Here is a 23,253-nt window from a genome sequence, read left to right as displayed (position 1 = left end):
GCCCCCTGCCCACGCGTTGGTCTTTTTTGGCCGATACGCCGTCAGTTGCGCCGCTCGACGATATACCGGGCCAGCTCGCGCAACGGCTCGGCGGCCGCGTCAAACGGTCGCAGCGCCTGCAAGGCCTGATCGCGCAGTTCCAGAGCATAGGCCTTGGCGGCGTCGAGGCCGAGCAGGGCCGGGTAGGTCGGCTTGTCGCGGGCGATATCGGCGCCCTGACGTTTGCCGAGGGTCGCGGTATCGCTTTCCACGTCGAGGATATCGTCCTGCACCTGAAAGGCCAGACCAATGGCCTGTGCATAAGTCTGTAACGCCTGAAGCTGATCAGGCTGGGCGCGGCCGCTGGCCAGGGCGCCGAGCCTGACGCTGACTTCAATCAGCGCGCCGGTCTTGTGCCGGTGCATTTGTTCGAGGGCTGTTTGATCGAGTTTGAGACCGACCGAACCCAGATCGATGGCCTGACCACCGACCATGCCCGCAGGGCCGGCTGCATGGGCCAGCGCAGTGACCATCTGCAGACGGATTTCGCTGCTGCAATCGCTCAGGCGCGGGTCGAGCAGGGCGCTGAAGGCCAGGCTCTGCAAGCCGTCACCGGCGAGGATCGCGCAGGCTTCGTCGAATTTCTTGTGGGTCGTCGGCTGGCCGCGACGCAGATCGTCATCGTCCATCGCCGGCAAATCGTCGTGCACCAGCGAGTAGGCGTGGATCAACTCGACCGCACACGCCGCGCCGCTGGCCTGTTCAGCCTTTGCGCCGAGGGCTTCGCACGCCGCGTAAGCCAGCAACGGGCGCACGCGCTTGCCGCCGTTCATCACGCTGTAGCGCATCGCTTCGTAGAGCCGCGCCAGTTCCGGCAGCGGCGCGTTGAACAGCGTTTCCAGCGCCGCGTTGACCCGGGCCTGACTGCTCGCCGAATACGCCGCGATCATTCTGGCTCATCCGCGTCGAAGGGTTCCTCGGCGAGCTCGCCATCGCGCTCCAGCAGCACCTGCACTTTCTGCTCGGCCTGGGCCAGCGCCGCCTGGCAGTCACGGGTCAGGCCGATGCCCTGCTCGAAAGCGGTCAGCGAGTCTTCCAGCGACAATTCACCGTTCTCCAGACGCTCGACCAGTGTTTGCAGGTCGGCGAGGGATTGTTCGAAATCCAGTGCAGCTTTTTTGCGGGCCATGGCGGCAAATTCCGGTAGACGTTAAACCGGCGCGACACTAGCAGATAGGGGGGGTATGGGCAAATGAGCGGGCCGTCGCCAAGCCTCTCCATAACGGTCGGCGAGTCAATCCGGATAGTTGATTTTGTAACGCGTACTGCGTCCGCCGCCCGGCAGGCGTTGCAGGCAGCCCTTGTCCAGCAACTCCGCCAGATGCCGCGTCGCGGTGGCTTTGGAAACTTTCGCAACCGCTTGATATTGCCCTGCGCTGAGGCCCTGTTCGAAACCGCGCTCACCGCCATCGAGCAAGCGATTGAGCACTTTGATCTGCTCCGCTGAAAGGTCGGATTCGCGGTGCGCCTGCCAGAAGCGAGTCTTGCCCAACACCGAATCTATCCGGGTGATGGCTTGCTGCAGGCTGCGCAGCAGTGTCTGCAAAAACCAGGTCAGCCATTCGGTGATATCGAGCGTGGCCTTTTGGCTCGACTCCAGAATCCGGTAATAACCGGCGCGATCCTCGAGAATGCTTGCGGACATCGCGTAGAAGCGGATCGCCTGCGCTTCGCCTTGAGCCAGCGCCAGATCGGTGATGGTGCGGGTCAGACGACCGTTGCCATCGTCGAAAGGGTGCAGAGTGACAAACCAGAAATGCGCGATGCCAGCGCGTAACAGCGGATCCAGCGAAACCTGATCGCGGCTGGCTTCGAACCAGCTCAAAAAACGCTCAATTTGCTGTTCCAGCCCTTGGCGCGGTGGCGCCTCAAAGTGAACCGTTGGCCGGTCGAGCCGACCGGACACCACCTGCATCGGTTCGTCGCCGCGCAAGGTACCGACGAGTATTGGCCGCGCGCTGAACATCGCTTCCTCGGCGGGGAAAAGCCAGGTGTGCCATTCCAGCAATCGGGCCAGGGTCAGCGGCTCGTCGAAGCCATGGGTGGCATCGAGCATCAATTGCGCCAAGCCCTCGCTACGCTGGCTGACGCTATCGCGATCAATCCATTCCAGACCCAGGCGCCGGGCCAGAGAAGAACGCACGGAGCCGACATTCAGTTGCTCACCTTCGATGGCGGAGGAGGTGACGATGTTCTGAAGCAACGCATCGAGCTCGCTCTGTGCGCTCATCGAATCGCCCACTGAGCCGGCCATTCCCAAGAGTCGGCCCTGCATCTGCACGCACTCGCGCAGCAGCGGGGCGAGGCGCTCTGCTTGCCAGTTGAAGTCGGGCCAATCCGGTTGTTGCCAGATCCAATGTGCGGTCATTGATCACCTGTCGTAGAAGCGTGAGCCGAATAAAAACGCTATTCGGCTCATTTGGTGAGCCGAATATGCCGCCTATTCGGCTCATCGTCTACCCGGATGGCGCGATTCCTACAGCAATCACACATGTATCCGATTGTTAAAAAACTGCCGAATCGCTACTCTTCGCCGCTTCTACGGCCCCGACAGTTGCGGGGCATTCAGACGAAACGCAGTTAACCGCTGTGAAGTACCGAGGATCGGGTGCAAGGTTTCGTTCAAGGCATGGCAGGAGGCGTCACATGCGTTCATTTCTTTTGCTGCTGATCGGCCTCGCCTGCGCGCCTGCGCTGTGGGCCGCGCCGACTGCGCAGTTGTCCGAGCCGGTCGGCGGCTGGCGTTATCACGGCCTGCTCGATCGTTCGGAAAATCCGCAGGTCGCCTACCCGACGCCGCCGATCGATCGCGGCATTCAGCGCAATCGCACGATGATCCAGGGCCAGCTCAAAGCCCTCGGCCACATGCGTCCGCCGCACAGCCTCGCCGTCAACGGCAATCCATTGAATCTGTACACCGATGATCAGGGACGTTTTGCCCGGCCCTACGCATTTGGCGCCGGTTCCAACAGCGTCGAAGTGATCAGCGCCGAGGGCCAGTCGCTCAAGCGCGTGCAATTTTATGAAGCAAATAATCTGCGCACGCCGGCGAAGATTCGTCTTGTCTTGGGATGGGACGACCCGAAAGCCGAGCTGGATCTGCATATTGTCACCCCCGACGGTCAGCATGCCTTTTGGGCACGGCCGGCGCTGAGCAATGGCGGCGGCCTCGACCCGGATGGTGTCGACGGCCCCGGCCCGGAAATGTTCACCATGACCGCGCCGCTGCACGGCACGTATCTGGTCTACGTCAACTATTGGGGCAATTACGGCGATGGTGGCTATAACTTCGAGGAAACCAGTAATCAGAACGAGGTGATCACCTCGCAGATCACCCTGGTGCTCAACGAAAACACCGTCGACGAAAAACGCGAAACCTTCATCGTGCCCCTGCGGGCGATCGGTGATCTGCTGCTGGTCAAGACTTTCAACTATTAAGCATCCCGCCACGGATGAACTCGGATGTTGTGAACATGAGCGATAACACTGTGACTCCAGCTGCCGCGACACCGGCGGCCAAACCTTCGCGGCGCTGGCCGCTGGTATTGCTCGGCCTGTGCCTGGTGGCCGGTGTGGCGGGCGGTTTCGGCTGGCTGCTGCTCAAGCCCAAAGCGCCGCCGGCGACACTTGCCAGTGACAAGCTCGGCCTCGGCCGTCCAGACGCCTTGCTCGAAACCCGTTCACTGAGCCAATTGCCCAAGGACCTGCTGACAGTGCCGTTCCTCAAGGCCACGCTTACCGAGGATTTCGTCTTCTATTACGAAACCCACGCCGATCGCCTCGGCCTGATCGGCAGCCTGCGGCGGATCATCTACGAGCATGACCTGAAGTTGCAGGACAGCCTGATCGAGCAGCTTTTCGATCAACCGGCCGATGTTGCGCTGTGGCGTGGCGCCGATGGTCGTTTGAAGGATTTCCTGCTGGTGATGGATCGCGGCGGGTTGGCCAAGCTGCTCGAGCCGTTGGCGAAAGTGGCGCTGGATGACACCCAGCTCAGCGTCTTCGGCACTCTCAAAGTCGGCGGCGATGACGTGCCGCTGTATCAACTCAGCTACAACGCCAGCAAATCGCTGCTGTTTGCGTCGCGCGGCGACAAACTGGTGGTGTTGTCCAATCCAGCCAAGTACTACGACCCCGAGAGCGGCGTCTCGGAAGAGTCGGGCCGCGTTTCCGCGCAAGCGCTGGCGGCGTTGCTCAATGGTGAAAAACTCTTCCCCGAAGCGTTCGGCTTGCCAGCGAAAAGTCCGGAAACCAAGCAGCGTCTTTCGGTCAATTCCAGCGTGCTCGCGATGGGCTATCAGCGCTTTATCCCGAATTTCGCCGGACTGCGTTTCGACATGGACGACAAGGGCTGGCACAGCTATCTGGCCATGGATGAGCTGGAAAACCAGCCGGACTTCGACTTCAAACCGGTTTGGCAAGCGATGCCGCTGGGGGCGAGCGCTTGCGTGACCCTGTCAGTGGCGGCCGAACCGCAGAAGCCGATATTGATCAAACTCGGCGCCGAAGAAGCAGTGGCGCAGACCCTCACCGAACATGTCGCCGGCGCGGCCGGCCTGTGCTGGTACGCCGATTCGCGGTTGTACACACCGTTGCTGGTAGCCAGCCTCAAAGACGAGGACAGCAGCAAGCTTGACGGTGATCTGGGCAAATTGTTCGGCTCGATGGTCGGCGCGTTCGAAGCCAATGTCGCCGAAAGCGTATTCCCGGTGATCGACAAGCAGGAAGGCCAGAGCCACGTCTGGCAGCGTCAGGTCAGTTCCAGTTTCGGTCCGTACGCGGCGAAGACCGCTGAAAACCCGGAGGCGATTTCCGGCAAGGCGTTCATGAAAGTCAGCCTCGCCCGTCACGGCTCGACGCTGCTGTTTTCCCTCGACGACAAACTTGTCGACAAAGCCCTCGGCACCCTCGACAAGCGTTTCCCGCCGATGGCCGACGTTTTGCCAAAAGACGTACTGATGCCGATCTACTTCGGCCCGGACGCGATGGCGCAACTGATGCAGCGCGAAACCCTCGACAGCCTGCCCCAGGACATGGAGCCGGTGTTCTACAACGCTGCGCAAACCTACCTGATACCAAAACTGCGCACACTTGGCGGCTACGGCAAATATGCCCTGACCTTGCCCGAAGGCAGCGAGCCTGACGGCCACTGGCAATGGCTGCCGCTGGAATGGAAAGCGCTGTGAGCGCACTGATCCGCAGCCTCGGCTTGCTTGCGTTGCTGCTGAGCGCAGGCGCCCGTGCAGTTGAAGCTCCAGCGCTCGACCCGGCGCAATCCCAAGTGTTTCGCGCCTGGTTTGTGCGTATTGCTCAAGAGCAATTGAGCCAGGGCCCGAGCCCGCGCTGGTATCAGCAGGACTGCGCCGGTCTGGTGCGCTTTGCCGCCAACGAAGCGCTGAAAGTCCATGACGACAAATGGCTGCGCAGCAATGGTCTGTCCAATCGCTATCTGCCGCCGGAACTGGCGCTGAGCGATGCGCAACGCAAGCTCGCGCAACAGTGGCAGCAGGGCGGCGGCAAGGTCGGGCCGTACGTCAACGCGATCAAACTGATTCAGTTCAACAGCCATCTGGTCGGCCGCGATGTGTCGCAGGCGCGGCCCGGTGACCTGATGTTTTTCGATCAGGGCGACGACCAGCACCTGATGATCTGGATGGGCCGCTACATCGCCTATCACACCGGCACCACCACCCCCACTGACAACGGCATGCGTTCGGCAAGCCTGCAGCAACTCATGACATGGAAGGACACCCGATGGATACCCGACGCAGCCAACCCCAACTTCATCGGCGTCTATCGACTGAACTTTCTCTCCCAATGACCGGTGCCCGCATGTTGCGTATCTGTTCGCGAATTTTCTTGCTGTTGGCGTTGTTGCTGCCGTTTACCTGGGTCAACGCCGAAGACTCGGTGGAGCCGAGCAATTACACGCCGGTGGCCGGTGAGAGTTTCTTTTTGCTTGCCGACAGCAGTTTTGCCAGCGACGAGCCGGCGATGGTCCGCCTCGAAGCCCCGGGTCGTGACTACCGGCGTTTTCGCATGGAGCCGTACGGCGGCGCCGACATTCGCGTATATCGCATCGACAAGCCGCTGGATTTCCTCAAGCGCCAGAAGAACCTGCATCGCGTCGTCAGCGACGGCCAGTTCAAGGGCGAAGGTCTGTCCAACACTCTCGCCTATCTGTGGGATAACTGGTATCGCAAATCCCGGCGGGTGATGCAGCGTGCGTTCTCCTACGAGTCGCGCAAGCAGATCACCGAAGAAGTGCCGGAGCTGAAAATGGGCGAGGCCATGGCCGCGCCGACGCCGTACGACGCGCAGCCGCAATTCGCGCTGATCCCGGGTCTGCCGGTGGTCAGCCAGTTCCGTTATCCGCTGTGGCAGGCCAAGCCTATCCAGCCGCCGGCCGGGGTTAATCTGGCCGGCTCGTCCAGCGACTTCGTCAGCGTCGCGCCGGGCAACGTCTACATCCCGCTGGGTAACCTGAAGCCTGGGCTGTATCTGGTTGAAGCGCTGATCGGCAAGTACCGCGCGACCACCATGGTTTTCGTCTCCAACACCGTCGCGGTGAGCAAGATTGCCGGTGACGAATTACTGGTCTGGGCCGCGCGCAAACACGAGGGCAGCTCGGTGCCGAAGGTCAACGTGCTGTGGACCGATGGCCTCGGCGTGATGAGCAGCGGTGCTACCGATGCCGACGGTCTGCTGCGCCTGAAACACGTCAGCCCGGAGCGCTCGTTCGTCATCGGCGAGGACGAAGAGGGCGGCGTGTTCGTCTCGGAAAACTTCTACTACGACAGCGAAATCTACGACACCAAACTTTACGCCTTCACCGACCGGCCGCTGTATCGTCCGGGCGATTGGGTGTCGTTGAAAATCGTCGGTCGCGAGTTCAAGAATGCCCGTGATTCGGTGCTACCGGGCGCGGCGGATGTCAGTGTCAGCGTGCTTGATGCCACGGGGACCGAATTGCAGACCCTCGATCTGAAACTGGATTCCAAGGCCGGTACCCAGGGCCGTTTCCAGTTGCCGGATAACGCCGTGGCCGGTGGTTACGAGATCCGTTTCAACTACAAGGAGCAGGCCTACAGCAGTGCTTTCCGTGTGGCTGAATACATCAAGCCGCACTTCGAAATCTCGCTGAATCTGGCCAAGCAGGATTACCGTACCGGTGAGCCGGTGAAAGGCAGTCTGGTGTTGCTCTACCCGGACGGCAAACCGGTGGCCAACGCCAAATTGAGCCTGAGCCTGCGCGCCCAGCAACTGTCGATGGTCGACAACGAGCTGCAATACCTCGGGCAATTTCCGGTGGAGCTGACCAGCACCGAACTGACCACCGACAGCAAGGGCAACGCGACCCTCGATCTGCCAGCCGCCGACAAGCCAAGCCGCTACATGCTCACTGTGTTTGCCAGCGACGGCGCGGCTTATCGGGTCAAGACCACCAAGGAAATCCTCATCGACCGTGGCGCGGCGAGCTTCCGCTTGAGCGCGCCGCAGCGGTTCAGCGCGGTCGGCGACAAGGTTGTCTTCAGCTACGCGAATGAGGGTGGCACCGAACAAAGCAAAGCCGTAACGCCGAGCAGCTACGCCTGGGTGCGCCTGGAAGATCAGAGCACCGGCGAAGGCAAACTCGCCGCAACGGACAAAGGCTTCAGCCTCGCCTTCGAACGTCCGGGCACCTACAACCTGACGCTGAAGGATCAACACGGTCGCGTCCTCGGCGCCACCGGCCATTCGGTCACCGGCGACGGCGTGAAAGCGGTGCCGGGTACCGTGGAAATCGTCCTCGACAAGCCCGAGTACAAGGCGGGCGAAGAAGCGCTGGCGCTGATCACCTTCCCTGAGCCGGTCAGCGATGCACTGCTGTCGCTGGAGCGCGACAAGGTCGAGGCCACTGCGCTGCTGGCCAAGGGCGCTGACTGGTTGAAGCTGGAAAAACTCAGCGACACCCAATACCGCGCGCGCATTGCGGTGAAGGATAACTTCGCGCCGAACCTGACCTTCTCCGTGCTCTACACCAAGGGCGGTCAGTACAGCTTTCAGAACGCCGGGATCAAAGTGGTCGCGCCACAAATCGACGTGGCGATCAGCACCGACAAAGCGGTGTACCTGCCGGGCGATACGGTCACGGTCGACCTGACCACTCAGTTCGCCGGCAAAGCGGTTCCGGCGCATCTGACGGTCAGCGTGGTCGACGAAATGGTCTACGCGCTGCAACCGGAAGTCGCGCCGACCATCGACCAGTTCTTCTATCACCCACGGCGCAACAACGTGCGCACCAGTGCCAGCCTGTCATTCATCAGCTACGACGTGGCATTGCCGGGCAGCCCCGGCGCACCGGGCAAGGCCAATCGCAGCGAGCGCGGCGTGAAAGTGCTTGAGCGTCCGCGCCGTGAAGACGTCGACACCGCTGCGTGGCAACCGGAGTTGTTGACCGGCGCCGACGGCAAAACCCGCTTCACCTTCAAGATGCCGGACTCGCTGACCCGCTGGCGCATCACCGCGCGGGCGATTGCCGATGACGGTCAGGTCGGGCAGAAGAAGCAGTTTGTCCGTTCGGAAAAACCGCTGTACCTGAAGTGGAGCGGGCCGAGCAGATTCCGCAAGGGCGATCAGCCGCAACTGGGTGTGTTCGCTTTCAGTCAGGCGGAGAAACCGGTCAAGGCTGAACTGGTGACTCACTATGCCGGTAGCGAACAACGTCTGCCGGTGACTCTGAACAGCGGCATCAATTACCTGCCACTGCCGGCGTTCGCTTTGGCCTCTGGCGAGTGGACGGCGGAGCTGGTGCAGGACGGCAAAGTCGCCGATGCCCTGGCTGTGCGCTTGAGTGCCACCGGTGAAGGCTGGCAGGTCACCCAGACACAAAGCCTCGACGTGGTCAGCGGCGATACGCCGTTGAGTTTGCCGGCGGATGCCACGGATATCCGCCTGCGTCTGGATGACAGTCCGCAAGCGCTGTTCCGTTCCGCCCTCGATGATCTGCTGAGCTACCCGTACGGCGGCGTCGAGCAGACGGCCAGTCGCTTGCTGCCGCTAAGCATCGCCTATCCATCGCTGGCTTCGAACCCGCAGATTCGCGATCGCTTGCGCCTGATCATGCAGAACAGTCGTCTGCGCCTGGTGCAAATGGCCGGGCCGTCGGCGAGCTTTACCTGGTGGGGCTACGACGGTGAGCCCGATGCCTTTCTCACCGCCTATGCCTATTTCGCCGACTGGAATGCCAGCCGCGTACTCGACCTGACCCTGCCGCCGGAGCACTGGCAGCGGGTGCTGGAGGTTTATGCCAAGCAAGCGCCGAATACGCCATTGCTGCAACGGGCGCTGATTCTGTCGTTCGCCAAACAGATGCAGCTGCCAGTGAACACGCTGCTCAGCGGTTTGATCGACGATCTGGCCATGGCCGGTGAAGGCGCTGCCGAAGCCTTGCTCGACGACGGCCAGGACAGTCTGGTGATGAACGACCCGGATTCGGCGCTCGGTCTGGCGGCGGCGCGGGTACTCACTGCATCGTTGGCCTCGCAGGCGAAAGTTGCTTTGCCGGAGGCGTTCAATCGGCAACTGGGCGCAGCGCAACAACGTCTGGCGGTCAGCTCGCAGCCCTTCGTTGAGGCACTGAACCTGTCGCTGCAACCGTTTGATCAGGCTCGTGCGACAGCGCTGCTGCAACGGTTACTGCCGCAGCAATCGACACTGGAACGTGCACTGGCGCTGACCTGGCTGCAACGCAGCATCGCTCAGGCTTCGCCGACCATCGCGCTGATGCCGGGTGAGGGCTGGAAGAAAAGCTACGGCGCCAGCGGCGAGATGTACTGGACATGGCAAGGTGCGACGCCGCTGCCGAGCGTGCTGAGCGTGTCCGGCACGCAAGAGCGACCGCTGCGTGCAGCGCTGAGCTTCCAGACGCAACAGCCGCAGGTCGATCCAATGGCCGTGACCATCACCCGGCGCCTGTCGCGTCTGGTGCCGGGCGACGAAGCGTTCACCTTTAAACTCGAGCCGGTCGGCACTAAACCGTTGTCCAGCGACAGCCTGTACCTGGACGAGGTGATCCTCACCAGCAAGGCAGCGAAACCGCTGCGCTATGGCATGCTTGAAGTGCCGCTGCCACCGGGCGCGGATGTCGAGCGCACGACGTGGGGCATCAAGTTGCAGGGCAAGGACGGCACCGAACCGACCGCGCTGGAGAAGGCGCGTTTCGAACCGGGACAACTGGCATACGCGGTGCCGGTCGACGCGCTGAGTGGTGAGTTGCGCCTGCGTCATCTGGTGCGCTTCTCGCAGAAGGGCCAGTTCAACCTGCCGCCGGTACGCTTCAAGCAAGTGTATGCACCGCAGCATCAGGCCCAGGAGGCGAAAGCCGCCCTCGGTCAGGTCACGGTCAACTGACATGCGCCGGCCGCTGTTGTGGCTGCTGATGGGTGTGATGCCTGCGCTGGCGACAGCGCAGGACGAGCCGTTGCGCGTGGCCTATCAGGGCGACTTGTTGTCGTTGAGTCAGACGCAACTGACCAAGCGCGAACCGTTGCCAGCGTCGCTGGATGCGCCGCTGGGCAGTCTGTGGAAGTTGTTCGTCTACGCGTGGCTGGTGGATACCGGTGCACAGGAACCGGCGTATGAATGTCGCGGGCAGTCCAAAGAAGAAGTTTATTGCTGCTCGGCGGGCGGCAGGATAGAGCGGGATCAGGCGCTGGTGAAATCCTGCGGTCTGTATTTCGAACCGGCGCGGTTGGGCATTGCAGCGACGGATTGGCGAGCGTATTGGCAGGCGCGGCAAGCGCCGTCGTGGTTGCTGGATTTGCCAGCCGTGCAACCGGCAACAAGGGTTTCGGTTGCCGAGTTATTGAGCGTTCTGGCGTTGCTGCCAGCGCAGGAACAGATGCGCCGCGTGCTGCTCGATGTCGTGCTGAACGCGTCGGACGGCAATGTTGTCGGCGAGTTGGGCGGACGCCTGCGGGTGAAGACCTGGAGCTGGCTCGGCGACCAGGATGCACAATCGCGCCAGGGTGGATTCGCCGGCTGGAGCGCCGACGGCGCACCGATCTGGGCGGGTGGGCGCGGTACCAGTCAAATGGTTCTGCGTCACTACGGTCAGGCGCTGGCCAGCGTGTTGCCGACGGCGTGGCCAGCGGACACGGGGCGTTGTGTGGAAGTCGGGCTGTTTTCGAAATATCCGGTTTCGAAGGTTCTGGTCGGGGACCGTGTCGCCACGTCCGGGCCATTGCGCGGCGACTACCGCGTCGAATTCGCCAACGGCAATGCGCTGGACATCCACAGCGATGGCGAACTGTTTCTGCTCAACGACAAACTCGTCGCAAGACTTGATCGCGAAGAATATGTCGCTCGCGTTCTCGAACGCGAAGCCAAACCGCAACCCGCCGAAGCCGCCAAGGCGCTGGCCGTAGCGATCCGCACTTATCTGCTGCAAAACGCCACGCGCAACGGCGACTGCCTGAGCATCGACGACAGCAGCAATCGCCAGCGCGTCGCCCCGCGTCCAGCCTCGGCCGAGTCACGCAACATCGCGGCGTGGACGGCGGACCTGGTACTGGCCGGCAGCACCGTCACCTATCACTCCGACCAGCCCGGCCCGGACAAACTCGCCTGGCAGCAAGCCGTCGAGCAAGCGAACGCCGGCCAACGTTACGACGCGATTCTGCTGCACGCCTATCCACGCGCCAGCCTCAGCCGTTGGGACAACCCGGTCGCCTCCTGCGAAGCATTGCCCGCCGCGCAAGACTGGCTGCAAAAGCAGCGACGCGGCTGGCGTCCGAGGCTTGAAAGCGAAACCGGCTACAACGAAGTCAGCACTTTCGCCGTATGCAAACTCGCCTTCGGCCGACCCTTCGTCGACCGCGAACGCCAGCGCATTTACGTGCGCGGGGTACTGACCCTGCAGGATCGCCTCGACCTGACTCATGAATATCTGCACCTGGCCTTCGAAGCACACCCCAACGGCCAGGATGAAACCTACATCGAAGGGCTCGCCCGTCACCTTTTGCTGGAATAGACCATGACACTCCGTTATCCACAGGTCTTGCTGCTGCTCTGTGCCCTCAACGTGCTGCCGCAAGCATTCGCCGCCGATGGCGTCAAACTCGACACCCCGGTGGGCGGCTGGCGCAGCGGCGCACCGCAAGGCGAGGGCGAAAGCTTCCGCCAGACCGTCAACTACCCGGCCTCGTCGGTCAACACACCGCTTGGCCAGGCCAATACCGCCAGAATCAGCGGCCAGATCAAAGCCGTGCCGAAGAACAACGAACCCGGCCGCCTGATCGTCAACGGCGTCAGCATGCCGCTGAAAATCGACCCCGCCGGCGGCTTCGATCGCCCGTTCTCCTTCCCCAACGGCAGCAACAGCGTCGAAGTGCGCAGCGCCGACGGCCAGCAACGCCACCGCACGCAATTCCTCAACGCCCGCGGCGGCGCCACCCCGGCCAAACTGCGCGTCCTGCTCGCCTGGGACAGCGACGGCACCGACCTCGACCTGCACCTGATCACCCCCGATGGCGCCCACATCTGGTATGGCAACCGCAGCGCCGCCAACGGCGCCGCCCTCGACGTCGACGTCACCACCGGCTACGGCCCGGAGATCGCCGCCATGCCCGCGCCGATCAAAGGGCAGTATCTGGTGTACGTGAATTATTACGGCGGCGGATATCGCGGGGATGACGAAGGTGGGGATGAAGCGGTGCAGGCGCTGACCACGGCGCAGGTGACGGTCATCACAGAAGAAGGCACGCCGAGCGAGAAGATGGAGACGTTTGTAGTGCCGATGCGGACGGCCGGGGAATTGACGCTGGTGAAGTCGTTCAGTTATCCGTGACGGAAATTGGGCAGCAGGTTGCTGCCCAATTTTATCGAGCGTCTTTCAGGCCGCTAATCCAGGCCGGAAAGTACTGGATGTCAGGCGCTTGAGCGCAATATCAAGGGCCTGATCATCGAACAGTTTGCTCTTGCGAGCCGCAGCACCGGCGCCACCTTCCCAATGCTTCAATGCTTCGCGTAGCGCTGGAACAGTCGCAGATACCCCTTCCTGGCTCAACAACCAATCGACCGTGGCCAATAACTCCATACCGAATGGCGATTCAAAACCGTCAATCAGTTGAGCCGTACGTTCCAACGCTTGCGAATATGCCTTGGCCTCAGTCTTGAGATACGTTTGTAAAAACGCTTTGCGATCTTGATCAAACCAGATCACATCATTAATGCCTGCGTCGCTGATGCGCTTGTCACAGTGCAGATAGCTGCCATCGAGGTTATCAAGCAGGTGTTCAAGCCGGTTGGCGTATGGGCCATATTTATGTGCGACGAACTTCAGGTTCAGAAGGTTCTCGGTATCTGGCAGCTGCTCGATAGCGCGCTCAAGAAACCAGGCGAGCTTCTGAATCTCCAGCAGACTGCACTCCATGCCTAAAACCCAGTAGCGACGAACCAGTTCGGCGATAAGCGCCCGGGCTGGCGTGAGCTTTTCTACGCCCGCGCGTTTGGCGACATTCAGATACTGATTGGACGGCTCGAACACCAAGACATCAGCATCGAGATCTCCCAACACTTCGACAATCTGTTCACGGACGTCAGGCCACTTCAAACCGCCGTTACCAGCACCTAACGGTGGAACCGCAACGGATTTCACTTCGTTTTCAAGCAGGAACCGCCGCAGGTCATGCAAACCTTCGGTGATCCATGCCATCTGCGACGGCGACCGCCAGTGGCGCTTGGTGGGGAAATTCACGATCCAGCGAGGGCCGTCGAGTTCGTTGGTGGCAGTCACATGCATTTTGCCGGTTTCTACTTCCCCGGCCTTACACGCCGCTGCATACACGCGGTAATTCTGCGCAAAGCGCTCTTTGAACATCAATGCGATGCCCTTGCCCATCACGCCTACGGTATTCACCGTGTTGACGAGGGCTTCTGTTTTGGCTTCCAGCAGGTTGCCTTGGGTGAATCTGATCATTGGAAATACCATTTGGGACGCGCATGGACATGCAACGTCAGGCTCTGGGTGCGATGTCTGCTTCTGAGGGTGTACGCGTTGTACTTTTTACAAATGATCAGCACTTGCACCTCGGCGGCGTGCGTCCGGCAAATGGGATGTTTCGAAATCAGGTCCGGGATGGCAAGCGATCTTGCGCAACCTCGTAGGCTGCCTCCCGCTCACGTTTGCCTATGGCGACCACGAACACCAGGATTTCGTGATCAAGTACCTGATAGATCAAGCGATAACCGGCGCTTTTCAATTTCACTTTATAGCAGTCTGGTAGCTCGCGAAGCCGATTGGCTTCGATTCGAGGATTCTCCAAGACCTCAGCCAGTTTTTTTTTGAACTGTTGGCGAACCGTATCGCCCAGCTTGTTCCACTCTTTTAACGCACGTCGATCAAACTCAAGCTCATAAGTCATCCAGACTCACCTTGACCCGCTGAGGGGATGCGAGACGTTCGGTGACTACGGCAATCAGCGCTTCATCCTCTTCACTGAGCAGCGCCGCTTTGAAGGGTAACTTGCCTCGCTCTGCTACATATTGGAGGGTTTGGCGCAGAAGCTCCGACGGCGTGACGCCGAGCTTTTCGAGTTCTGCGAATGAGCGCTGTTTCAGATCATCATCGATGCGGATGTTGATGGAAGCCATGATGGGATACCTGTAATGACGGTTGTCGTTACGGTAACAAGGGGATCGCGTTCTCGACAAGTGAGAATTCAAGTTCCGGACGGTAGGCGTAGCCTTTTTGCAGGCATTAAAAAGCCGGCTTGTGGCCGGCTTCTCGGGGACTGGCTTGGTTTATTTTTGGTAAACCGCGCCAGCCTTCAAAACGTACATCCGGATCTGCGTCCGGCTGTGGGACTTGGTCAGACGTTGGTCTGCCGCGTCGGGCGTCATCCGAGCCGCTGGGCGGGTCGATGCGCGAATGTGGGGCGCAGGATACTGAGTTTTGCTTTGGATTCCCAGCCTCAAGTGCGGTTTAGAGCGACTGAAGCGGTACAAACTCGGGATTTGTACCGGTTGTCAGGGCCTCTTCGCGGGCGAGCCCGCTCCCACAGGTTCTGGCAAACAGTCATAGAAACGGCACCACCGGCCGGCGCTTGCCCAGTGTCGACCACCAGAACACCCAGCCAAGAATGTGAATCCGCTGCTCTTCGATCTGCGCCGGCCGGAAGACCTCGTCGGGGTATTCGGCGCTGTTGTGGCTGCGCATGCGCAGGCCGTTGCCGGGCATGCGGTGCAGGTATTTGATGCGCAGCATGCCGTCGTGCTCTACGGCGTAGATTTCGCCGTCGACGACCTGGGTCAGACCGCGGTCGATGGCGACGATGGAGCCGTCTTCGATGCGATCGGCCATGCTGTTGCCGATCATGTGCGCGCAGATGGCATTGGCGTGCTGGATGTCGAGTTGATCGAGGTGGGCGCGGGGCAGGCGCAGGGATTGGTCGGGGTCGAGGATGACGTGGGTTTTGCCGTCGCCGTTGGCGATCGGGGTTTCCTTGAAAAATGCCAGGTCGATGTCGCTGGGGTTGATGACGGTGTAGACGCCGCAGATGGACTGGGCATCGAACGTGTCGCCGTTGCTGGCGGGTGGGTGCAGGCGCGCGACCTCCTTGACGCCTTCCCCGGTTTTCAGCCATTCACTATTGACCGACAACAGGCGTGAGACTTCTTCCATGCGATACGCCGGGACGCCCCGGGTGTACCAGTTATGAACGTTTTGGGCTTCCGTGCCCCAGAACCTTGCGAAATCCGTGGTGCTGATGTTCGCTGCTTCCAGGAGTGCCTTGAATCGTGGACCGCTAGTGTTCTTTCTCATAAACACGGAGTCTACGGCCGGACTAGAGCGGTTTGAATAAACCGGGCGTTCAAAAAAAGCCTGTATTTTGCGACGGGATGTAAGACGTACTTGTGGGAAATTAAACAGATTAAAACTGCATGTAGGAATTTAAACGGTTTGTTTAGTCGGGCTTTTTCAAGAGCCCCTCACCCCAACCCTCTCCCGGAGGGAGAGGGGGCCAACCAAGGTGTATTTCGAGTTATATCGACCAGAACAACCGAGTCGATTATGCAGACGCCAATAACAAAAAACCCCGGAAATCCGGGGTTTTTTTCAAGCGTCACGCAAGGCGCATTGGCTTAGCCCTTGTAGGCGGCAACCGACTTGGTGATCGCTTCGCGGGCGGCGTCTGCACCGGCCCAGCCTTCGATCTTGACCCACTTGCCCTTCTCGAGATCCTTGTAGTTCGCGAAGAAGTGCTCGATCTGCTGGATCAGCAGGGGTGGCAGGTCGGTGTATTCCTTCACGTCGACGTACAGCTGCGACAGCTTGTCATGTGGCACGGCGATGACTTTAGCATCGCCGCCGCCGTCGTCGGTCATGTTCAGGATGCCGACTGGACGCGCGCGGATTACCGAGCCTGGCGCTACCGGGTAAGGGGTCACAACCAGCACGTCGAGGGGATCACCGTCGTCAGCCAGGGTGTTCGGGATGTAACCGTAGTTGGCCGGGTAGAACATTGGGGTGGCCATGAAACGGTCAACGAACAGGCAATCGCTGTCTTTGTCGATTTCGTATTTGATCGGCGCGTGGTTGGCCGGGATCTCGATCGCGACGTAGATGTCGTTCGGCAGGTCTTTGCCAGCCGGAATCTTGCTGTAGCTCATTGGGCGTTGCCCCCGTAGTTGACCAAAAACACTTGGCCGGATTGACCAAAAAGTGGCGGCGATTATAGGCACATTCCTACGCCGACGCCACGTACCAGAAGTCGTGCAGAGCTTAGTCGTGCGCCTGATAGACCGGGTCTGTGGCCTGAAGTTGCTGCAGTCTGCCCAACGGATCCTGCCGGTAGAAAAGCTGCAGTTGCAAGTAGACCTGTGGATAAGCCTCATGCAGCAGATCCGGGGCGCTGAAGAAGTATTCGCTGGTGACGGCGAAGAACTCCGCCGGGTTCTCGGCGGCGTAGGGATCAATGGCGGTTTCGGCGTCTGGATCGTGGTCGAGTTGGCGATTGAGGTCGTCGTAGGCGGCCTGCATCACTTCAGCCCAGTCGCTGACGCGCATGTCGGTGTGCAGTGGCGGCAGGCCGTTGGCGTCGCCGTTGAGCATATCGAGCTTGTGCGCCAGTTCGTGGATCACCAGGTTGTAGCCTTCCCAGCCACCGCTGGCCTGTACGCCGGGCCAGGCGAGAATCACCGGCCCCTGTTGCCAGGCTTCGCCGCTGTGTTCGCCGTCCCACTCATGCTCGACGCCGCTGGCATCGCGATGACGTTGCGGGCTGAGGAAGTCATCCGGGTACAGCACGATCTCGTGGAAACCCTGATACCAGTTCAGATCGCCGAGATGCAGCAACGGCAACTGCGCTTGGGCGGCGAGCAGCAGGCGCTGTTCCTGATGCAGTTCGACGCCGGGCAGGGCGGTCAGGTGTTTGTCGTCGAGAAACAGCACACAGGCTTCGCGCAGCCACTGGTCTTCAGTCGCGCTGATGCCATCGAGGAAGGAGAGTTGATCGCGCACCCGTTGCCACAGGTCGTCGGCAATCGGGTGCCTGGCCAGGAGGCGCCGGCGTCGCCAGGCGCTCAGTGACCACATCGGATCAGTGCGATTGCACTTTGGTGCCGCCGAACCGGCTGCGCACCACGCCGATGATCATCGGCACCAGCGACAGCAGGATGATTGCCACCACCAGCAGCGAGAGGTTTTTCTTGATGAACGGCACGTTGCCGAAGAAATAACCCAGGGTGACCAGACCGCCGACCCAGAGGATGGTACCGAGCACGCTGAAGCCGAAGAAACGCGGGTACGGCATCCGCGCCACGCCCGCGACGAACGGCGCGAAGGTGCGGATGATCGGCAGGAAACGCGCCATGGTCACGGTTTTGCCGCCATGCTTGTCGTAGAAGTCGTGGGTTTTTTGCAGGTAGTCGCGACGGAAGATTTTCGAGTTCGGGTTGCTGAACAGCTTCTCCCCGGCCGTGCGTCCGATCACGTAGTTGGTACTGTCGCCCATGATCGCCGCCAGCATCAGCAGGCCGCCGAGCAGCACCGGATCCATGCCACCGCCGGCCGCCACTGCGCCAGCGATGAACAGCAGCGAGTCACCCGGCAGGAACGGCATCACCACCAGACCGGTTTCACAGAAGATCACCAGAAACAGGATGGCGTAGATCCATGGCCCATAGTTGTTCACCAGCAAATCGAGATACACATCGAGATGCAGGATAAGGTCGAGCGGGTTGAAATCCATGGGGGCACCTGTATGACGGCCCGACTCGGCAGGCCTGTGCGGATGACTTCGTGTAAGCCTACAGCGGGGTGTAGTTTTTCTTACAAGCCGGAAAGATCGGGATTATACGGTCTGAGCGATGAAAAGCGCGTCGGTTTTGTAGCGGGGAGTGTCGCGAAGTGAGCAATTGTCAGGGAAGGGGCGGCCGTGGCGAGGGAGCGGACTCCCTCATCACCGAAGCCGTTGGAGTCAGAGCTCGTCGCTGATCGGCAGTACGTAGTTCTTGAACTCGGTGTCTTCCTTGAAGCCGATCGATTCGTAGGTTTTCTGCGCCACTTCGTTGTTTGCGCTGGTCGAGACGCGCATGCGCACGGCCTGGGTTTCCTTGGCCATTTTCTTTGCGGTGCGGATCAGGTTGTCGGCCACCAGTTGCCGGCGCGCATCTTCGGCAACGTAGATATCGTTGAGAATCCACACGCGTTTGAGCGACAGCGACGAAAAGCTCGGATAGAGCTGGCAGAAGCCCATGAGTTTCTTGTCGTCATCGTCGGCCAGGGCCAGATAGATCACTGACTCTTTGCGGCGCAGGCGTTTTTCGAGGAACGCGCGGGAGGAATCCGGGTAAGGCAGGGAGCCGTAGAACTCGCGATATTTGACGAACAAAGGAGTCAGCAAATCCAGATGTTCGAGGGTCGCTTGAATAATCCGCATGATAGGTCTCGTCTTCAAGTGGCTGTCTTCAACTGCTCTGACGGCGATGGGAAACCCGGGCGGCCGTGCGTCGATCCTGCCTGAAAGCAGCGCAGAAAGGCAATGCGGAAACGGTTCAGGCTGGCGGTGGATCGAGCAGGAAGTTGCCTTTCATGTCGACAGCGTCGTCCGCCTCCAATGTGTGCAGCTGAGCTTCATCCTTCAGGTTGACCCCCGACAGCTGCCGCCGACAGGCCTCGCGCATCAGATACAGCAAGCGATGCGCCGCCATGCCGTAGCTCAAACCTTCAAGCCGGACATTGGAAATGCAGTTGCGATACGCGTCGGTCAGGCCGACCTTTGGCGCGTAGGTGAAATACAGCCCGAGGCTGTCCGGCGAACTCAGGCCCGGACGCTCGCCGATCAGCATTACCACCATTTTCGCCCCGAGCAGTTGGCCGATTTCGTCTCCGATGGCCACTCGGCCCTGCTCGACCAGCACCACCGGTGCCACGGACCAGCCGTCGCCGCTCATCTGCTCTTCCAGGCGCGTCAGGAACGGCAGGGTGTGGCGATGCACCGCCAGTGCCGACAGGCCATCAGCGACGACCATCACCAGATCGACGCCGCCCGGATGTTGGCTGGCGTAGTCGCGCAAGGTCTGCGCCGATTCATCGCTGAGCTTGCGCCCCAGATCCGGGCGTTGCAGGTAGGTGTGTCGGTCCGGCGCGGCGCTTTGCAGCGCCAGGGTTTCCCGTCCGCGCTCGCTCAGTTGTGCGCTGATTTCGCTGTGATCGAAGGCCAGGTGCACAGCATCGCGGGCCTGGGCGTGGGCAAACTGAAAATCCAGCTGCGCCCGTGTCGGCAGACTGGTGCCGGTGCGGCCCAGGGCAATGCGTGCCGGGGTCAGGCGGCGCAGTTCCAGCCAGGGGTTTTGCGGATCGACCGGAGGTTTTTCCATAAGACTCATCCCAAGTGCGCCAAGGCCTGGCGGAAGGCCGGCGGCAGGTTGTTGCCGAAGCGAACCTTGCCGTCCGCCTGGGTGAAGATGCCCATGTTGGCCAGCCATTGTTCGAACTCTGGTGCCGGTTTCAGGCCCAGGGTCTGGCGTGCGTACAAAGCGTCGTGAAACGAAGTGGTCTGGTAATTGAGCATGATGTCGTCCGAGCCGGGGATGCCCATGATGAAGTTGATCCCGGCGACGCCGAGCAACGTCAGCAGGGTGTCCATGTCATCCTGATCGGCTTCGGCGTGGTTGGTGTAGCAGATGTCGCAGCCCATCGGCACGCCGAGCAACTTGCCGCAGAAATGATCTTCAAGGCCGGCGCGGATGATCTGTTTGCCGTTGTAGAGGTATTCCGGGCCGATAAATCCTACGACGGTGTTCACCAGGAATGGCTTGAAATGTCGCGCCACGGCGTAGGCCCTTGTCTCGCAAGTCTGTTGATCGACGCCGTGGTGGGCGTTGGCCGACAGCGCGCTGCCCTGACCGGTTTCGAAATACATCAGGTTCTGCCCGAGGGTGCCGCGCTTGAGGCTGAGCCCGGCGTCGTAACCTTCCTGCAGCACGTTGAGGTTGATGCCGAAACTGGCATTGGCAGCCTCAGTGCCGGCAATCGACTGGAACACCAGATCCAGCGGCACGCCACGGTTGATCGCCTCGATCGAAGTGGTGACGTGGGTCAGCACGCAGGCCTGGGTCGGGATGTCATAGCGCTGGATGATCGCGTCGAGCATTTCCAGCATCGCGCAGATCGAAGCGATGCTGTCGGTGGCCGGGTTGACCCCGATCATTGCGTCGCCGTTGCCGTAGAGCAGGCCGTCGAGAATGCTCGCGGCGATGCCGGACGGCTCGTCAGTCGGGTGGTTGGGTTGCAGGCGGGTCGACAGGCGCCCGCGTAAACCGAGGGTGCCGCGAAATTGGGTGACCACGCGGATTTTCTGCGCGACCAGCACCAGATCCTGCACGCGCATGATCTTCGACACGGCGGCGACCATTTCCGGGGTCAAACCGGGGGCGAGGGCGCGCAGGCTGGTTTCGTCCGCCGCATCACTGAGCAGCCAGTCGCGAAAGCCGCCAACGGTGAGGTGGCTGACCACGGCGAAGGCTTGCTTGTCGTGGGTGTCGATGATCAGCCGGGTGACTTCATCGGCTTCGTAGGGAATCAGCGCTTCTTGCAGGAAGTGGGTGAGCGGGATGTCCGCCAGGGCCATTTGCGCGGCCACCCGTTCGCCGTCGTTGAGCGCGGCGATCTCGGCGAGAAAATCCCCCGAGCGGGCGGGGCTGGCCTTGGCCATGACGTCTTTGAGGCTGTCGAAGCGGTAAGTCTGCGCGCCGACCGTGTGAGCAAAACTGGCCATTCAGCGTTCTCCGTGACGGCGCAGAATGCGTCTGCGCCGTGGTTTTCGACAATCAGTGCAAGGCTTGTTCAGCTTTTTGAATCGCCGCGAATTCTTCTTCCGGCGTGCCCGCTACCAAGTGATGCCGACTGTAGAAAGCAAAGTAAGCAATTAACACTCCATAGATGATCGCCGCGCCGATCACCACCCGTGGATCGACGAGGAAGCCCGCCACCACGGCGATGCACGCCAATACCAGCGCCACACCCGAGGTGAAAATGCCACCCGGCGTGCGGTACGGCCGGTCCATTTTGGGGCGCCGGATGCGCAGGGTGATGTGCGCGGCCATCATCAGCACATAGGAAATGGTAGCGCCGAACACCGCGACGAGAATCAGCAGGTCGCCCTGGCCGGTCAGCGACAGACCGAAGCCGATGATGCCGGGAATCACCAGGGCCAGCACCGGCGCCTTGCTCTTGTTGGTCTGCGACAGTTTGCGCGGCAGGTAACCGGCCCGCGACAGCGCGAAGATCTGCCGCGAGTAGGCGTAGATGATCGAGAAGAAACTGGCAATCAGCCCCGCCAGACCGACAAGGTTGACGAAGCTGCCCATCCAGGTCGAGCCACCGTAGGCCTTGCTCAGTGCTTCGACCAGCGGGTTACCCGAGGTCAGCAGCGAATTCGCACCAGCGCCGCCAGGGCCGACGATCAGAATCAGCAGGGCAAACATCAGCAGCACCAGCATTGCCCCGATCAGGCCACGCGGCAGGTCGCGCTTGGGGTTTTTGGTTTCTTCTGCGGCCAATGGCACGCCTTCAACGGCAAGGAAAAACCAGATCGCATAGGGAATCGCCGCCCATACGCCGACATAGCCGAACGGCAGAAACGGACTGGCGCCGACCGCAGTGGTCACCGGGATGTCGAGCAGATTGGCAACGTCGAAGTGCGGCACCATCGCCACCAGAAACACGCCCAGCGCCAGCGCGGCGACGGCGGTAATGATGAACATCAGCTTGAGCGCTTCGCCGACCCCGAAAATATGGATGGCGATGAAGATGATGTAGAACGCCAGGTAGATCATCCAGCCGCCAATACCGAACAGCGACTCGCAGTAGGCGCCGATGAACACCGCGATGGCAGCGGGGGCGATGGCGTACTCGATGAGGATCGCGGTGCCGGTGAGAAACCCGCCCCACGGTCCGAAAGCACTGCGGGCGAAACCGTAGCCGCCGCCGGCGGTGGGAATCATCGACGACAGTTCGGCCAGGGAAAAGCACATGCACAGGTACATGGTCGCCATCAGCAGCGTGGCGAGAAACATGCCGCCCCAGCCACCCTGGGCGAGGCCGAAATTCCAGCCGGCGTAGTCGCCGGAAATCACATAAGCGACGCCGAGGCCGACCAGCAGGACCCAGCCAGCGGCGCCTTTTTTCAGTTCGCGTTGTTGGAAGTAGTCGGAGCCGACTTTTTCGAAGTCGACGGAGGAGCCGGTCGCCGGAGCGCCGGCCGGGGATTCGCTTGGCATAGGGTTCACCTTTCTTATTGTTTTATAGGCCCGGCTACAGCCAGGAACCTGATCGTTCCCACGCTCTGCGTGGGAATGCAGCCCGGGTCGCTCCGCGTCCCTTCGAAACCGAACGCGGAGCGTCCGTTGAGGCATTCCTTTGCTGCGCGTGGGAACGATCAGCATCGCAGGATCAGAAGAATCCCAACGGATTGATGTCGTAGCTCACCAGCAGGTTCTTGGTCTGCTGATAATGGTCGAGCATCATTTTGTGGGTTTCACGCCCGACGCCGGACTTCTTGTAACCGCCGAACGCGGCATGCGCCGGATAGAGGTGGTAGCAGTTGGTCCACACGCGACCGGCCTTGATCGCCCGGCCCATGCGGTAGGCGCGGTTGATGTCGCGGGTCCACAGGCCGGCGCCGAGGCCGAACTCGGTGTCGTTGGCAATCGCCAGGGCTTCGGCTT

Annotated in this window: 21 protein-coding genes; 6 read left to right on the top strand and 15 right to left on the bottom strand. The window is 61.0% G+C overall.

Going from position 1 to position 23,253, the window contains the following annotated elements:
- Nucleotides 1-41: 41 nt before the first annotated feature.
- From ispA to D8U60_RS17215, 3 genes are all read right to left on the bottom strand, one after another.
- On the bottom strand, nucleotides 42-929 hold the full coding sequence (gene ispA / locus D8U60_RS17225) for a (2E,6E)-farnesyl diphosphate synthase (RefSeq protein WP_122610993.1): 888 nt from the start codon (nucleotides 927-929) through the stop codon (nucleotides 42-44).
- Nucleotides 926-1,168 carry an exodeoxyribonuclease VII small subunit gene (locus D8U60_RS17220; RefSeq protein ID WP_016772991.1) on the bottom strand — a complete coding sequence of 81 codons (243 nt, stop codon included), beginning with the start codon at nucleotides 1,166-1,168 and terminating at the stop codon, nucleotides 926-928. The genes ispA and D8U60_RS17220 overlap by 4 nt, the downstream gene beginning before the upstream one ends.
- 105 nt (nucleotides 1,169-1,273) lie before the next feature.
- The gene (locus tag D8U60_RS17215) at nucleotides 1,274-2,407 is read right to left on the bottom strand and encodes a Fic family protein (RefSeq protein WP_122610992.1); all 1,134 of its coding nucleotides are present in this window, start codon (nucleotides 2,405-2,407) and stop codon (nucleotides 1,274-1,276) included.
- Between the two features lie 278 nt (nucleotides 2,408-2,685).
- On the opposite strand from D8U60_RS17215, the gene D8U60_RS17210 reads away from it, so the two are divergent.
- The 6 genes from D8U60_RS17210 to D8U60_RS17185 are packed head-to-tail and all read left to right on the top strand — an operon-like array spanning nucleotide 2,686 to nucleotide 12,868.
- Nucleotides 2,686-3,477, top strand: a complete 792-nt coding sequence (locus D8U60_RS17210; protein WP_024014479.1) for a DUF2135 domain-containing protein — start codon at nucleotides 2,686-2,688, stop codon at nucleotides 3,475-3,477.
- Nucleotides 3,478-3,512: 35 nt separating this feature from the next.
- Nucleotides 3,513-5,225 (top strand): DUF2138 domain-containing protein, encoded by a 1,713-nt coding sequence (locus D8U60_RS17205; RefSeq protein WP_130900573.1) that lies wholly within the window; start codon nucleotides 3,513-3,515, stop codon nucleotides 5,223-5,225.
- Nucleotides 5,210-5,860 carry a DUF1175 family protein gene (locus D8U60_RS17200; RefSeq protein ID WP_071173713.1) on the top strand — a complete coding sequence of 217 codons (651 nt, stop codon included), beginning with the start codon at nucleotides 5,210-5,212 and terminating at the stop codon, nucleotides 5,858-5,860. Before D8U60_RS17205 ends, D8U60_RS17200 begins: the two co-directional genes overlap by 16 nt.
- Nucleotides 5,857-10,431, top strand: a complete 4,575-nt coding sequence (locus D8U60_RS17195) for an alpha-2-macroglobulin (protein WP_130900572.1) — start codon at nucleotides 5,857-5,859, stop codon at nucleotides 10,429-10,431. The genes D8U60_RS17200 and D8U60_RS17195 overlap by 4 nt, the downstream gene beginning before the upstream one ends.
- Before the next feature lies 1 nt (nucleotide 10,432).
- Nucleotides 10,433-12,052, top strand: coding sequence for a DUF2300 domain-containing protein (locus D8U60_RS17190; RefSeq protein ID WP_130900571.1), 1,620 nt, complete (start codon nucleotides 10,433-10,435; stop codon nucleotides 12,050-12,052).
- 3 nt (nucleotides 12,053-12,055) lie between these two features.
- A complete protein-coding gene (locus tag D8U60_RS17185; RefSeq protein ID WP_110646086.1) occupies nucleotides 12,056-12,868 on the top strand; it encodes a DUF2135 domain-containing protein in 813 nt (270 codons plus the stop codon).
- Between the two features lie 45 nt (nucleotides 12,869-12,913).
- Here D8U60_RS17185 and D8U60_RS17180 read toward each other — a convergent pair whose 3' ends face one another.
- The 12 genes from D8U60_RS17180 to D8U60_RS17125 form a co-directional block, all read right to left on the bottom strand.
- Nucleotides 12,914-13,999 (bottom strand): macro domain-containing protein, encoded by a 1,086-nt coding sequence (locus tag D8U60_RS17180; RefSeq protein ID WP_130900570.1) that lies wholly within the window; start codon nucleotides 13,997-13,999, stop codon nucleotides 12,914-12,916.
- Nucleotides 14,000-14,147: 148 nt separating this feature from the next.
- Complete coding sequence (locus D8U60_RS17175; RefSeq protein WP_041477706.1) at nucleotides 14,148-14,444, bottom strand: type II toxin-antitoxin system RelE/ParE family toxin; 297 nt, start codon at nucleotides 14,442-14,444, stop codon at nucleotides 14,148-14,150.
- Nucleotides 14,434-14,673: a type II toxin-antitoxin system RelB/DinJ family antitoxin gene (locus D8U60_RS17170; protein ID WP_039761862.1), complete on the bottom strand. Its 240-nt coding sequence runs from the start codon at nucleotides 14,671-14,673 to the stop codon at nucleotides 14,434-14,436. The genes D8U60_RS17175 and D8U60_RS17170 overlap by 11 nt, the downstream gene beginning before the upstream one ends.
- Nucleotides 14,674-15,097: 424 nt before the next feature.
- A complete protein-coding gene (locus D8U60_RS17165; RefSeq protein WP_073475694.1) occupies nucleotides 15,098-15,844 on the bottom strand; it encodes a S24 family peptidase in 747 nt (248 codons plus the stop codon).
- A 320-nt stretch (nucleotides 15,845-16,164) separates the two neighbouring features.
- Nucleotides 16,165-16,692, bottom strand: a complete 528-nt coding sequence (gene ppa, locus D8U60_RS17160) for an inorganic diphosphatase (protein WP_003205933.1) — start codon at nucleotides 16,690-16,692, stop codon at nucleotides 16,165-16,167.
- 112 nt (nucleotides 16,693-16,804) lie between these two features.
- The gene (locus D8U60_RS17155; protein WP_130900569.1) at nucleotides 16,805-17,617 is read right to left on the bottom strand and encodes a M90 family metallopeptidase; all 813 of its coding nucleotides are present in this window, start codon (nucleotides 17,615-17,617) and stop codon (nucleotides 16,805-16,807) included.
- Between the two features lie 4 nt (nucleotides 17,618-17,621).
- On the bottom strand, nucleotides 17,622-18,272 hold the full coding sequence (locus D8U60_RS17150) for a DedA family protein (protein ID WP_016773001.1): 651 nt from the start codon (nucleotides 18,270-18,272) through the stop codon (nucleotides 17,622-17,624).
- A 228-nt stretch (nucleotides 18,273-18,500) separates the two neighbouring features.
- Nucleotides 18,501-18,962 (bottom strand): GNAT family N-acetyltransferase, encoded by a 462-nt coding sequence (locus tag D8U60_RS17145; protein ID WP_016773002.1) that lies wholly within the window; start codon nucleotides 18,960-18,962, stop codon nucleotides 18,501-18,503.
- 115 nt (nucleotides 18,963-19,077) lie between these two features.
- Nucleotides 19,078-19,902 carry an ethanolamine ammonia-lyase subunit EutC gene (gene eutC, locus D8U60_RS17140; RefSeq protein WP_016773003.1) on the bottom strand — a complete coding sequence of 275 codons (825 nt, stop codon included), beginning with the start codon at nucleotides 19,900-19,902 and terminating at the stop codon, nucleotides 19,078-19,080.
- A 5-nt stretch (nucleotides 19,903-19,907) separates the two neighbouring features.
- Nucleotides 19,908-21,302 (bottom strand): ethanolamine ammonia-lyase subunit EutB, encoded by a 1,395-nt coding sequence (locus D8U60_RS17135; protein WP_039761855.1) that lies wholly within the window; start codon nucleotides 21,300-21,302, stop codon nucleotides 19,908-19,910.
- A 52-nt stretch (nucleotides 21,303-21,354) separates the two neighbouring features.
- Entirely contained in the window at nucleotides 21,355-22,806 is a 1,452-nt protein-coding gene (gene eat / locus D8U60_RS17130; protein ID WP_039761854.1) for an ethanolamine permease, read from the bottom strand.
- 172 nt (nucleotides 22,807-22,978) lie between these two features.
- On the bottom strand, nucleotides 22,979-23,253 hold a 275-nt coding region (locus D8U60_RS17125), incomplete at its 5' end, for an aldehyde dehydrogenase family protein (protein ID WP_130900568.1).

Origin of the sequence: Pseudomonas sp. Sample_11, from assembly GCF_004307505.1 — a bacterium.
Classification (GTDB): domain Bacteria; phylum Pseudomonadota; class Gammaproteobacteria; order Pseudomonadales; family Pseudomonadaceae; genus Aquipseudomonas; species Aquipseudomonas atacamensis.
The sequence above is the reverse complement of the archived record's forward strand: the minus strand, read 5'-3'. Positions and strand labels throughout refer to the sequence as shown.

Coding starts and splice junctions, on each gene's coding strand:
- D8U60_RS17205 (WP_130900573.1), top strand. CDS start 3,513: ATGAGCGATAACACTGTGACTCCAGCTGCCGCGACACCGGCGGCCAAA.
- D8U60_RS17175 (WP_041477706.1), bottom strand. CDS start 14,444: ATGACTTATGAGCTTGAGTTTGATCGACGTGCGTTAAAAGAGTGGAAC.
- D8U60_RS17145 (WP_016773002.1), bottom strand. CDS start 18,962: ATGCGGATTATTCAAGCGACCCTCGAACATCTGGATTTGCTGACTCCT.
- D8U60_RS17170 (WP_039761862.1), bottom strand. CDS start 14,673: ATGGCTTCCATCAACATCCGCATCGATGATGATCTGAAACAGCGCTCA.
- D8U60_RS17215 (WP_122610992.1), bottom strand. CDS start 2,407: ATGACCGCACATTGGATCTGGCAACAACCGGATTGGCCCGACTTCAAC.
- D8U60_RS17185 (WP_110646086.1), top strand. CDS start 12,056: ATGACACTCCGTTATCCACAGGTCTTGCTGCTGCTCTGTGCCCTCAAC.
- ppa (WP_003205933.1), bottom strand. CDS start 16,692: ATGAGCTACAGCAAGATTCCGGCTGGCAAAGACCTGCCGAACGACATC.
- eat (WP_039761854.1), bottom strand. CDS start 22,806: ATGCCAAGCGAATCCCCGGCCGGCGCTCCGGCGACCGGCTCCTCCGTC.
- D8U60_RS17165 (WP_073475694.1), bottom strand. CDS start 15,844: ATGAGAAAGAACACTAGCGGTCCACGATTCAAGGCACTCCTGGAAGCA.
- ispA (WP_122610993.1), bottom strand. CDS start 929: ATGATCGCGGCGTATTCGGCGAGCAGTCAGGCCCGGGTCAACGCGGCG.
- D8U60_RS17200 (WP_071173713.1), top strand. CDS start 5,210: ATGGAAAGCGCTGTGAGCGCACTGATCCGCAGCCTCGGCTTGCTTGCG.
- D8U60_RS17180 (WP_130900570.1), bottom strand. CDS start 13,999: ATGATCAGATTCACCCAAGGCAACCTGCTGGAAGCCAAAACAGAAGCC.
- D8U60_RS17155 (WP_130900569.1), bottom strand. CDS start 17,617: ATGTGGTCACTGAGCGCCTGGCGACGCCGGCGCCTCCTGGCCAGGCAC.
- D8U60_RS17220 (WP_016772991.1), bottom strand. CDS start 1,168: ATGGCCCGCAAAAAAGCTGCACTGGATTTCGAACAATCCCTCGCCGAC.
- D8U60_RS17150 (WP_016773001.1), bottom strand. CDS start 18,272: ATGGATTTCAACCCGCTCGACCTTATCCTGCATCTCGATGTGTATCTC.
- D8U60_RS17135 (WP_039761855.1), bottom strand. CDS start 21,302: ATGGCCAGTTTTGCTCACACGGTCGGCGCGCAGACTTACCGCTTCGAC.
- D8U60_RS17210 (WP_024014479.1), top strand. CDS start 2,686: ATGCGTTCATTTCTTTTGCTGCTGATCGGCCTCGCCTGCGCGCCTGCG.
- D8U60_RS17195 (WP_130900572.1), top strand. CDS start 5,857: ATGACCGGTGCCCGCATGTTGCGTATCTGTTCGCGAATTTTCTTGCTG.
- D8U60_RS17190 (WP_130900571.1), top strand. CDS start 10,433: ATGCGCCGGCCGCTGTTGTGGCTGCTGATGGGTGTGATGCCTGCGCTG.
- eutC (WP_016773003.1), bottom strand. CDS start 19,902: ATGGAAAAACCTCCGGTCGATCCGCAAAACCCCTGGCTGGAACTGCGC.